12 protein-coding genes are annotated in these 11,381 nt (G+C 64.8%); 1 reads left to right on the top strand and 11 read right to left on the bottom strand.

Going from position 1 to position 11,381, the window contains the following annotated elements; genetic code table 11:
* Positions 1-2 precede the first annotated feature (2 nt).
* A complete protein-coding gene (locus ACMNAY_RS01625) occupies positions 3-923 on the bottom strand; it encodes a SufB/SufD family protein (protein WP_394977890.1) in 921 nt (306 codons plus the stop codon).
* A complete protein-coding gene (locus ACMNAY_RS01620) occupies positions 920-1,648 on the bottom strand; it encodes an ABC transporter ATP-binding protein (protein WP_418718140.1) in 729 nt (242 codons plus the stop codon). The genes ACMNAY_RS01625 and ACMNAY_RS01620 overlap by 4 nt, the downstream gene beginning before the upstream one ends.
* Positions 1,649-1,876: 228 nt before the next feature.
* Between ACMNAY_RS01620 and ACMNAY_RS01615 the strand changes: the two genes are divergently transcribed.
* Positions 1,877-2,713, top strand: a complete 837-nt coding sequence (locus tag ACMNAY_RS01615; RefSeq protein WP_418718139.1) for an NYN domain-containing protein — start codon at positions 1,877-1,879, stop codon at positions 2,711-2,713.
* 42 nt (positions 2,714-2,755) lie between these two features.
* On the opposite strand, the gene ACMNAY_RS01610 is transcribed toward ACMNAY_RS01615, so the two are convergent.
* The 9 genes from ACMNAY_RS01610 to ACMNAY_RS01570 form a co-directional block, all read right to left on the bottom strand.
* Positions 2,756-3,682, bottom strand: a complete 927-nt coding sequence (locus ACMNAY_RS01610) for a zinc dependent phospholipase C family protein (protein ID WP_418718138.1) — start codon at positions 3,680-3,682, stop codon at positions 2,756-2,758.
* 110 nt (positions 3,683-3,792) lie between these two features.
* Positions 3,793-5,154 (bottom strand): MFS transporter, encoded by a 1,362-nt coding sequence (locus tag ACMNAY_RS01605; protein ID WP_418718137.1) that lies wholly within the window; start codon positions 5,152-5,154, stop codon positions 3,793-3,795.
* 112 nt (positions 5,155-5,266) lie between these two features.
* Positions 5,267-6,238, bottom strand: coding sequence for a hypothetical protein (locus ACMNAY_RS01600; protein ID WP_418718136.1), 972 nt, complete (start codon positions 6,236-6,238; stop codon positions 5,267-5,269).
* Positions 6,239-6,241: 3 nt separating this feature from the next.
* A complete protein-coding gene (locus ACMNAY_RS01595; protein ID WP_418718135.1) occupies positions 6,242-6,802 on the bottom strand; it encodes a hypothetical protein in 561 nt (186 codons plus the stop codon).
* A gap of 3 nt (positions 6,803-6,805) precedes the next feature.
* The gene (locus tag ACMNAY_RS01590; RefSeq protein WP_418718134.1) at positions 6,806-7,381 is read right to left on the bottom strand and encodes a hypothetical protein; all 576 of its coding nucleotides are present in this window, start codon (positions 7,379-7,381) and stop codon (positions 6,806-6,808) included.
* On the bottom strand, positions 7,378-7,902 hold the full coding sequence (locus ACMNAY_RS01585; RefSeq protein WP_418718133.1) for an RNA polymerase sigma factor: 525 nt from the start codon (positions 7,900-7,902) through the stop codon (positions 7,378-7,380). The genes ACMNAY_RS01590 and ACMNAY_RS01585 overlap by 4 nt, the downstream gene beginning before the upstream one ends.
* Positions 7,903-8,013: 111 nt before the next feature.
* A complete protein-coding gene (locus tag ACMNAY_RS01580) occupies positions 8,014-8,736 on the bottom strand; it encodes a GntR family transcriptional regulator (RefSeq protein ID WP_418718132.1) in 723 nt (240 codons plus the stop codon).
* Positions 8,737-8,824: 88 nt separating this feature from the next.
* On the bottom strand, positions 8,825-9,658 hold the full coding sequence (locus ACMNAY_RS01575) for a hypothetical protein (protein WP_394968013.1): 834 nt from the start codon (positions 9,656-9,658) through the stop codon (positions 8,825-8,827).
* A gap of 43 nt (positions 9,659-9,701) precedes the next feature.
* Entirely contained in the window at positions 9,702-11,267 is a 1,566-nt protein-coding gene (locus tag ACMNAY_RS01570; RefSeq protein WP_394968011.1) for a hypothetical protein, read from the bottom strand.
* Between the last annotated feature and the right edge of the window lie 114 nt (positions 11,268-11,381).

Here is an 11,381-nt window from a genome sequence, read left to right as displayed (position 1 = left end):
TTTTATTTCAGGAAGCCCTGGATGATTTTCTCCTCCGCCTGCTCGGGGGTGAGGCCCAGGGTGCAGAGCTTGAGCAGCTGCTCACCGGCAATTTTGCCGATGGCCGCCTCGTGGATGAGGGCGGCGTCCACATGGTTGGCCTCCAGGCCGGGCATGGCCAGCACGGTGCCGTTTTCTGCCAGGATGGCGTCGCACTCGGAGTGGCCGGTGCAGGGGGCGTTGCCCCGGATGGTGGAGGCGAACTCCTGGCGGGAGTTGCCCCGGGCCACGCTGCGGCTTACAAGGTCCGCCGCCGAGCCCTCGCCCTCCAGCCGCACCACGAAGTCGGTGCGGGCGAACTCGTCGCCGTTGGTCATGATGCGCTCGCGCACCAGCAGGCGGGCGTTCTTTTGCAGCACGGCCCGCGTCTTGCGGGTGGTGCGGCTCACGCCGCCCAGCTGCACGGTGTCCATCTCAAGGCAGGCGTCCTCGGCCAGCTCGATGTCGGTGACCGGGTCGATGACCTTGTCGCCCTTGCCGTCGCCGGTGGCGATGTGCTTTTCCTTATAGAGCACATGGGCGCCCTTGGCCAGCAAAAAGCGGTGGATGCCGTTGTGGCGGGCTTCCTCCTCACCTTCGCTGTGCACGCCGCAGCCCGCCTCGATGATGACGTCCGCGTCTTCGCCCACATAGAAATCGTTGTAAACAAGGTCGTCCACGCCGGCGTGGGTGACGCAGGCGGGAATGTACACCGTCTCGCCCTTGGTGCCCGGTTTGATGTGGATGACCAGGCCCGGCGCATCCTGTTTGGACTCGATGAGGATGTTCTCACTGGACTGGCGGGCGGCGCACTGGCCGTCCTCCCGGATGTTATAAGCCCCTTTCAGCTCGCCGCTCTTGATGCCGCTGATGAGGCGCAGCAGTTCGTCGGTGATCTGGTTCATACCCGTGCATCCTCCTTTTCCAGCGGGCAGCGCACCGCTTTTTCTCCCGCCAGCAGGGTGGGCAGCACCTCGGCCGCCGGGCCCGCCTGACGCACCCGGCCGTCCGCCACCACGACAATTTCGTCGGCGATGGAGAGGATGCGCTCCTGATGGCTGATGACCAGCAGGGTGCCGGTGCCCTTGCTGCGCAGTTCTTCAAAGGTCTCCACCAGACGGGCGAAGCTCCACAGGTCGATGCCCGCTTCCGGCTCGTCAAAGATGGAAAGTTTCGCGCCCCGGGCCAGCACGCTGGCGATCTCGATGCGCTTTATTTCGCCGCCGGAGAGGCTGGCGTCCAGCTCGCGGTCGATGTATTCCTGGGCGCACAGGCCCACCTTGCCCAGCAGGTCGCACAGTTCCAGCTCGGTCAGGTCATGGCCGGCGGCCAGCTCCAGCAGGTCCCGCACGGCGAGGCCCTTGAAGCGCACCGGCTGCTGGAAGGCGTAGGCGATGCCCGCCTTGGCGCGGGCGGTCACGTCCAGCTGGGTGATGTCCTGGCCGTCGAACAGGATGCAGCCGGCGCTGGGCATCTGGATGCCGGCGATGAGCTTGGCCAGAGTGGTCTTGCCGCCGCCGTTGGGGCCGGTGACCACCACCAGACGGCCGGTGTCCAGCCGGAGGGTGATGTCCTTGATAATTTCGTTGCCGCCCGGGATGGCCCAGGCGAGGTGTTCCAGTTGTAACATAATGGGTATGGCTCCCTCACTTTCTTTGCAGGGCCCGCACAAAGCGCGCGGACAGCCCCTATTATTATGGGGCCCGGCGCGGGGATTGTCAAGGCGGGACGGGGCCCGCCGAGGGCAGTATGGCGCAAATTTTACACTTTTATCCTTTTGTGGTATGATAAGATAATACAAATGCTTTTCCGGGCGGTGGAAACACCCCGCCGCACCTTTCAGAAAGGGGGCAGTTCCATGCCCGCAGACCGCCGCTTCGCGGTGCTCATCGACGCGGACAACGTGTCGGACAAATACATCAAAATCATTCTGGACGAGGTGTCCACCCAGGGGGTGGCCAACTACAAGCGCATCTACGGCAACTGGACCAGCCCCAACATGGCCAGCTGGAAGAACGTGCTGCTGGACTACTCCGTCACCCCCATCCAGCAATACAGCTACACCAGCGGCAAAAACGCCACCGACTCGGCCATGATCATCGACGCCATGGACATCCTCTATTCCGGCAAGGTGGAGGGGTTCTGCCTGGTCTCGTCGGACAGTGACTTCACCCGCCTTGCCTCCCGCCTGCGGGAAGGGGGCATGACGGTCATCGGCATGGGCGAGAAAAAGACGCCCAAGCCCTTCATCGCCGCCTGCAACATGTTCCGCTATCTGGACGTGCTGGCCTCCCAGCCGGAGCCTCAGCCGGAGCCGGAGGCTGAACCCGCCCCCGCCGCCGAGGAAAAGGCCGCCCCGGAAAAGGGCAAGGAAAAGGAGAAGGCAAAGCCCGCCAAGGCGAAATCCGCCCGCAAGAAAGCGGCCCAGCCCGAGCCGCCGGCCCCCCAGGAGGACCCGGAGCTCACCGCCATGCGCGGGGCCATCAAGGCCATCGTGGCCGAGCAGTCGGACGAGGACGGCTGGCTGGCGGTGAGCATGATCGGCAACCTGCTGGTCAAGCGCTACCCGGACTTCGACGTGCGCAACTTCGGCTTTTCCAAGCTGACCCCCTTCGTGCTGAGTCTCGGCATCTTTGAGGTGCGCACCGAGCGGGGCAAGGACAACGCCCGCCAGGCCTATGTGCGGCTGAAATAAAAGCAGAACGGCCCCGGAGGCAATGCCTCCGGGGCCGTTTTTTCATATTTTGCCGCCGGGGCAGCTGCGCTCATCCGGCAGGCCCGAGAGGTAGCTGGCGCTGCCCAGAAGGGCGGAGAGCTTGTCCATGGAGAGGCGGCCGTCCCAATAGCCCTTGGCGGCCAGCAGATAGGCCGCCGAGCGCTTTTCCGCCTTTTCCAGCAGGGCGTTCAGGTCATCGGTCTGCTCCTCGCCGGTAAAAGGGTGGGTCCAGGGGCAGGGCAGGCTGCCCTTGGGGTGCTTTCCGGTGCCCGCCAGCCGGGCGGGGGTGATGTGGCCGGTGACGGCGCCACGCCCGCCGAAGGCAGGCTCCACCAGCCAGAACAGGGCGTATTTGATATGAAAACGGCTGATGAACAGCCGGCGCAGGGCCCGGGTGTGCCAGAAGGTGTCCGCCAGAGCCTCCCGGCTGATGGTGACGCCGAAGGCCGCCTGCAGACTCTTTTGCAGCTGCGCGCCCACCTCGGCCAGCGCCGCTCCCGCCAGGCGCGGGGTGGTGTCGTCCACAGGCACGGACGCCTTGCCGGTGTCCTGCTCGTGGAGGAAACTGTCCACCGCGATTTCAAAGTAGCCGTGGCCGCCGGGCCGGGCGTAGGGGCCGTCGTTTTCGGTGACGCACACCACATAGGGGTGCACCGTGCAGTCGGCGGCGTAGTGGCTCAGAAAGCCCAGGGCGTAGCTGCGCTGGGCGGGGGTGGCGGCGTTTTCCACCAGCGCCCGCAGAAAGGCGCCGGTGTTCTCGTCGTGCATGCGCGAGCCCAGTTCGGGCAGGTTCTCGCCCCGGTTTTCGCCGCTTTTCCAGGCGCGGTAGCAGAAAAAGATGTCCGGCCCGTTGGCTCCGCAGTCATAGGCGGCGGGGTGCTCGATCTCCAGTTGCGCCAGCGCGGCGGCGCGGCGGGCGGTGCGGACGTGGGTATAGCCTTCCGGCATAAAGGGTCCCTCCCTTGCGGTCAGTCTCAATAAAAAAGGGGCCGCCGCCCGGCAAGCGCGCCGGGGGGCCGCCCCTTTATTCTACAACGAATGAGGAAAAGTTACAACGCTCACTTGTTTTTCTTCAGATACTTGGGCAGCACGAAGAAGTACAGCCCGCCGCCCACGAAGAAGATGAGCAGCACGCTCAGGATGCCCCAGGGAGCGGCGGCGGTGTCCACCGCGGCCAGCTGCTCGGCGGTGGCGGTGACCCGGTCGAGGCCCTGCTCGGCCAGCATCACGTCGGCGGCCAGCGCGCTGGAAAGGCCCACCAGCGCCGGGCCCATGATGGCGGAGAATTTGCCGAAGATGTCGTAGAAGCCGAAGAACTCGCCGGAGCGGTTCTTATCCGGGATGAGCTTGCCGAACATGCTGCGGCTCAGCGCCTGGATGCCGCCCTGGCTGGTGGCCACCATGATGGCCATGACCCAGAACTGCCAGACCTCCCGCAAAAAGAAGCCGAACACGGTGACGCACATGTAAATGCAGATGCCCACGCCCACCATGAACCGGGCGCCGAACTTCTCGCTGGCCTTGATGTAGAGCAAAGCGAAGGGCAGGCCCAGCACCTGCACCAGCAGCAGCGCCAGCAGCATGCTGGTGGAGTCAAGGCCCAGGGTGTCGCCGTAGCTGGTGGACATATGGATGATGGTGTTCACACCGTCGATGTAGAAGAAGTAGGCGATGAGGAAGACGAACATCTGCTTGTAGCGGAAAATTTCCTTCACCGTGCCGCCGATGCCCTTCAGGGCCTCCTTCACCGCGCCCTTTTTGCGGGGCACAAAGCTCACCTGCTCCACGTTTTTCAGCAGCGGGAAGCTGAACACGAACCACCACACGGCGGTGAGGCCGAAGGCGAAGGACAAACAGAACAGCATGGCGTCGCTGCCCAGGATGAGGTTCATCAGAAGGAAGATGAGCAGCGGGATGGTGGAGCCGCCGATGTACCCGAGGCCGTAGCCCATGGTGGAGACCTTGTCCATCCGCTCCTCGGTGGTGACGTCGTTCAAGAAGCTGTCGTAGTAGAGGTTCGCGCCGGCAAAGCCGATGGTGGACAGGATGTACAGCACCAGAATGCCCAGGCCCACCTTCTCCGCCGTGCCGGGGGTGACGAAGTCCAGCTGGGGAGTGATGGCCAGCCCCGCGCAGCTGAGCACGCCCACCAGCATAAAGACGGTGAACAGCTTTTTGCGGAAGCCCTCAAAGTCGCCGAACACGCCCAGCACCGGCGCGGCCAGCGCCACGATGGCCATGGCGGCGCTGGTGGCGTAGCCCCAGACGGTCATGCCGGAGGCGGCGTCCTGCATATAGCTGGCCACCGTGTTGAAGAAGATGGGCAGAATGGTGACCACGACCACCGAATGGGCGCTGTTGGCCCAGTCGTACATCATCCAGCTGACCTCTTTTTTCGTGAATCCCCGCAAAAATTTCATGGTCTCACCTCACAGTATTCTTACTTTTCAGTGTAACACCTGGGGCGGTAAAACACAATAAAAGCCCCCGTAAAAAATTACGGGGGCTTTTTGCAGAGATTTAACAGGGAGGTCAGGCAGTCTCCTCGCCCACCACAGGCCCGTCAAAGTCCTGGGGGACGGAAGACGGGGCGGGTTCGCTGTCGCCCTCGGGGGCGGAAGAAGCGTCCGCGGCCTGGCGGGCCAGGTATTCCTCGGCCTCGCCCGCTTCCATCCACATGGTGTCGCCGAATTCGTCCACGATCTGCACCTGATGGCGGCCCCTCTGGGACAGGCGGGTGGCGTCGGCGTTCATGTCGAACACGCCGTCCAGGTCCAGATTCCAGGATTCATCGTCGTCGCTCCAGTAGAAGTAGGCACGGTCCACGCCCGCGTCCCGCAGAGCGGGCAGCAGCGCCGCCACCCGGGCGGCAAACTCGTCGCCGTTTTCCACCGTGCCGCCCAGGGTGATGTTCGCCCCGGCATGGTCCTCGGCGCGCAGGTCGGCCAGGGTCATTTCCCGGTCGAACTCATAGCCGCCCAGGTTCACCCAGCCGGTGCAGTCCAGCACGTCCTGGCCCTGGAAGGCGGTGTGCAGCTGCTCTTCCAGCTCGTCGGAAAGGCGCTCCTCGGTGGAGGAGCGGTCCGGCCCGTACCAGCGCCACACCGCGGGCAGGGTGGCGGCGCAGAGGCTGGCGCAGATGAGCACGAAGCTCACAAAGGCGGCCAAAAAGTCCAGCCGCAGCCGCTCCTCGCCCTTGCGGCGGGCACAGGCCCACAGCACTTCCGCACCCAGGAACACCAGCACCAGCGGGGCCAGCTTGGCGATGAAGATGATGTCAAAGCCGGGCACAAAGAAGTAGGCGGTGATGGCAAGGCCGGTGACGATGAGGGAAAGGCCCAGGGTGACGGTGCCCACCCGGCGCACCGGCGGGCGGCGGGGCGGAGCAGGCGGCGCGGGCACCGGGGCGGGGGCGGCCTGTTCGGCCGCGGGCGCCGGCTCAGAAACGGGGGTCGGCTGCTCGTTTGCGGGAAGGGGAAGGTCCATGCGTTCCTGTTCGGTCATGGCTCACACCTCCCCTTCGCCTTTGAACTCGGTGTAGTCCGGCTCGGCGGGCTGCTTTTTCTTGCCGCCCTTGATGAGCCAGATGCCCAGGCCGATGAACACAAAGCCCACCGCCAGGCCGGGGATGCCCCGGACGATGCTGTTCACCAGCTGGCCCAAGGCGGTATCCCAGCCGATGAGGTCCACCAGCCGGTCCAGCCAGGGGCGCATGAAGCTCTGGTAGAGCCCGGCCACGCCCAGCGCCACCAGGCACCAGCCGATGAGGTGATGGCGGCGGTCCACAAGGCGGGCCAGGTCCTCGCCGCCGTCCCAGCTGAAGAGGAAGGTATCCTCCGGCACGACGCCCTGCCGCAGCTGGGCGTGGAGATTCAGGCTGTCGAAAAAGCTGTACATATACACCACCGCGCTGAGCACCATCAGCACCGGCAGGAATACGCCGCCGATCATCAGCGGGATCACGAACAGAAGCACCTCGGTCAGGCCCCGCTTCATATAGCCCTGATACATCTGGCCTGCGCCGGGGATGAAGGAGAAGCAGAGGGTCAGAAATCCGTTTTTATTCATGTGTCAGTCCACTCCTTTGGTTTGAGTTGAGGCCGGGTCGGCGGCGTCCGCCTGGTCGGCAGCCGGGGCGTCGGCGTTGTCGCTCCGGTCGGTCTTTGCTTTGGGCTGGGGGGCCTGGTAGGCGGGGCGCAGAGCGCTCTGCACCTTTTCCGACCAGTCGCTCACCGCCCGCAGGATGGCGCTGCCCGGTTCTTCCTCCCGGGCCGGCTGTGAGGCCGCGGGGGGCTGGGGGGTCATTTCCTGCCCCTGCACCGTGAACACGCCGGCAATGTCGGCGAAGATGCCGCTGTACCACAGCGTGCCGGTGATGAGCACCGCGGCGGCCGCGGCCGTGTAGCGGCTCATCAGCGCCTGGGCCGCGCGCCGGCGCAGCCGGCGCATCACCGGCAGGGTCTGGTCGGTGGGCGGCTCCTGGAGCACGTCCCCTTCCAGCAGGGCGGTGTAGCGCACGAGGCAGGCGTCGCAGAAACTCAGATGTTCGGCGGCTTCCAGCCGGCCCAGTTCGTCCAGTTCGCCGCCGATGAGCGCCTCGAGTCCCTCATCGGTGAGGTGGCCGTCCGGCCTGAACAGTTCGGTCATTGCCTCTCGCTCCTTTCCCTGATTTGTTCCCGCAGCATCTTTTTTGCCCGGAACAGCTGTGTGTGCACCGTTTTGGGCGGCCGGCGCAGCGACCGGGAAATTTCCTCCACGCTGCGCTCCTCCAAAAAGTACATCACCGACACCTGTAAGTAGGGTTCCTTCAGCGAACGCACCATCTGCCGGATGGCCGCCGCCTCATCCTCGGTGACGGTGAGGTCCTCCGGGCCGGGCGGGGCCGCCGCGCCGGGGGGCGGCGCCTGGGGCATGCCATCGTCGCCGGGGGCGCGCACCCGCCTTGCCCAGGCGCTTTTCAGATGGTCCCGGGCCTTGTTGGCGGCGATGCGGGCCAGCCATGGCTTATAGTGTTCGGGCGGGCAGGAATCCATATGAGTGAAGGCGGACACGAAGGTGTCCTGGGTCAGGTCCTCGGCCAGCTGGTGGTCCTGCACAAGCTGGTAGCACACGGTGTACACCAGCCGCTGGTATTGCTCTACCAGCCCCGCAAACTGTGCATTTGTCACGCCGGTGTCTCACCGCCCTTTCCCCTCACTGTGTCTATGTAACGATTCGCGCCCGCCGCTTTCTTCACCGCGGGCAAAAAAAATCCCGGACGCGCAGGTCCGGGCCCCGCCTCAGCGGGTAAGGTTCACGCTGAACACATATTTTTCGCCGCTGTAATCGCAGGTGACATAATACAGCGGGCGGCCGTCCTTCAGGTGCATGGTGCAGCGCATGGTCAGCACCGGCACGCCGGGGTGCAGCTCCAGCATCTTTTGCAGCTGGGGGCCGGGAGTCTCCGCCTCCAGCGTGATGCGGGCGTTGCCCAGCTGCAGATGGTACACGTCCTCATAAATATGGTAGAGCGACGAGCTCTCGGCCAGATGGGTGTGCATGCCGGGGCAGACCTCCCCCGAGACATAGGCCACCTCGTAGGCCATGGGGCGGCCGTCCGCCTTGCGCAGCCGGGTGATGACGTAGGCCCGCTCGCCCCGGGAAAAGCCCAACTCCCGGCGCACCAGCGCGGGCAGCTCCGACGTGAGCTGGATGGACAACAGCTCCGAAGAGGGTTCCAGCCCACGGCGGCGCATCTGCTCGGAAAAGCTCTCCATGCGGGAAAGGCCGTAGTCCGCCTTTTCAATGCGCACGAAGGTGCCCGCCGCCACCTTGCGCTTGATGTAGCCCTCTTCCTCCAGCCGGGAAAAGGCGCGGCGCACGGTGTCACGGCTCACGCCGTACTGCTTCACCAGATCGCACTCCGGCGGGAGCCTTTCGCCCGGGCGAAGGACCCCGGAGTCGATCTTCTCCTTGAACTCGTTGTACATTTTCATATACAAAAAGTCTCTGCCCTTTTCCATGACGCTGCCCTTCCCTTTCCTCTGCTTTGAATACGGGGAAAGCCCGCCGCGCACAGCGCGGCGGGCAGACCCTCTGCGAAAAACCGGTTTACAGGAACTGACGCACGGCTTTCTGCGCCGCTTCCTCCACCATATTGTCGATGGCGGTGCCCACCACGAGGATGTTCACCTTGGTGTCCTTGAAGGCCTTGAAGTTCACGGTGTTGATGCCGCCCTCGGCCAGAGTGGGCACCTTGACGGCCTCCACCATGGCGATCACCCGCTCGCGCATCAGCGAGGGGATCTCGCCGGCGGCCACGCCCTCGTAGCTCATGCCGGTCATCATGCCGATCATGTCGGTGCCGATCTCCTCCATCTGCTTGGCCACCTTGTAGACCTCTTCGGGGGTCTCGGCGGGCAGGCCGAAGGTGTGCAGGTCGGTGGGACGGCCGATGTAGGCGTCCACCAGCAGGCCGTAGCGGTGGGCCATGGTGACCAGCTCCTCCAGGTCCTTCAGGGAGGACTTGTGGGTGTGCAGGCCGTCGGCGCCCGCCAGCGCCATCTTCATGAAGTCCTGCTCGGTGAGGGGGTGAGGCACCACCTCGGTGAAGCCGCCGGGGATGCCCACGGTGATGTACACGTCCGAGGGCACCACGCTGCGCACGCCGCGGGTGACTTCCGCCATCTGATCCACGGTGATCTCGTGGCGGATGGCCTCGGCGTCATGCATCACGGTCACGCCCTTGTGGCCGCGGGCCAGAGCCACGGCAGGGTGGTTGGGCTCCAGCATCTTCACGCCGGCCTGCACCACGGCACGGGCCATGCGGGCGTCGTCGCCGGTGATGCCGGTGCTGAGGATGGTGTGGCCGCCGCCCTCTTCCAGGGCCTTTTTGACCTTTGCCATGCCGATGCTCATACGTTTGGCCATATCGTTGGAGAACATTCTGAAAGACCTCTTTTCTTGATGATTGCTGCGGGGCAGCGGTTTATTCTTTCGTTTTCAGGGGCACGCGGTTCGCCACCACGGTGACGACGAAGGCCACCGCCATGGCCGCCAGCATGCACACCGCGAACTGAACGGCGTGGCCCTCGTTGGCAAGGAAGGGAGCCATGACCGAGGGGACATAGGCGGTGCCGCGGACGCCCAGCAGGCCCACCAGCGCGCCGGACACGGTGGAGGCCAGAATGGCGCCGCCGAACACCAGCTTGTTGGAGAACATGAAGGGATAGGACGCTTCCACGAAGGTGCCGAAGCCCAGGTTGATGAGGAAGCCGGGCAGAGCCACCGCGGCGTCGCTCTTCTGACGGGGGAACAGCACGTTGGCCAGGGTGATGCCGGCGGAGACCATGACCAGGCCGGTCATGTCGATGGCGCCCAGGAAGGAGAAGCCGGTGCTCTCCATCTCCAGCAGCACGATGGGCAGGATGGCCGCGTGGTACACGCCGCCGATGATGGCGGGCCAGATGAGCAGGCCGGCCACCGCGCCCGCCAGCAGCGGGCTGAAGGTCAGGCAGGCTTCGATGATGGTCTTGACCATGTTGCCGAACCACAGCGCCACCGGCGCGATGGCGTACATTCCGGCAAAGCCCGCGATCAGGCCGGCAAGGCCGCCCGCCGCGATGTTGGCGGTGGTGCCGGGCACCTTGTGCTTGAAGCAGAAGGTGATGATGTAGTAGGCCAGAACACCGGCCAGAATGCCCGAGATAAGGCCGCCGATGATGCCGCCGTCGGTGGACATGACGCCCGCGATGACGCCGGCCACGATGCCCACTTCGTCCAGGCCGGAGACCTGCTTGGCGGCGATGGCCGCCAAAATCACCGGCAGAACGCCGATGAGGGTGTTGAACACGTCCTCAAGGCCGCCCAGGCCGGGGATCTTGCTCAGCGCCAGGCACAGGGCCATGGCGATGAAGCCGGGCATGGAGGCCATCATGATGCCGCGGAAGTTGATGCGCTTGAGCACCGAGCCCTGGGCCTGGGCGCTGCCGGCGGCGGAGGAACCGATCACCGGCATGTACTTCAGGCCCCACTCCTTGGCCAGCGCCGAGACGAAGGCCACCGCGCGGGTGCGGTTGGTGGTGCCGGTGGTGCCGGAGGCGGAAATCACCCGCACGCCCGCCGCCTGGGTGTTGGCGATGGAGGTGCCGCCGGTGCCCACGGCGGGGATCTTTTTGCGGGCGGCTGCCGCCACCGCTTTGCTGTTGACCCCCTTGGGGTCGCTGCTCATCAGCACGAGGCCATCGATGGCGCCGTCGTCGATCAGCTTGGCCAGCTGTTCGTCCAGCACCGCCGCCTGCTGGTTGATCTCTTTCAGAGCGGCGGCCTCACCCGCCACCACCTGCCCGCCTTCCAGCGTGAAGAGCCGGGCCTGGGTGTCCATCGAGATGTTGTCCATCGTCGCCTGGGCGCCGATGAACTGGATAAATGTTACCTCGATCCCGGCAGAGTCTGCCTGGGTGAAGATCTCTTTCATCATGGCCTTCGGATCGCTGCCACCCTGGTTGTACAGGTTGCCGCCGCTGCTTCCGATCACTGCAATGTGTTTCGACATGGATTCTCTCCTTTCTTCTCCTCTGGGATTTCCTCGAGGAAATATCCGGACAAGAACCATTATAGGCAACACGGGTGGGATTACAAGATGTAAAAGTGCCAATGTTTTTGTATA

Origin of the sequence: Candidatus Allofournierella merdipullorum, from assembly GCF_048426865.1 — a bacterium.
Lineage (GTDB): Bacteria > Bacillota > Clostridia > Oscillospirales > Ruminococcaceae > Allofournierella_A > Allofournierella_A merdipullorum.
Note: the sequence above shows the minus strand (reverse complement) of the source record. Positions and strands in the feature narration are given on the sequence as shown.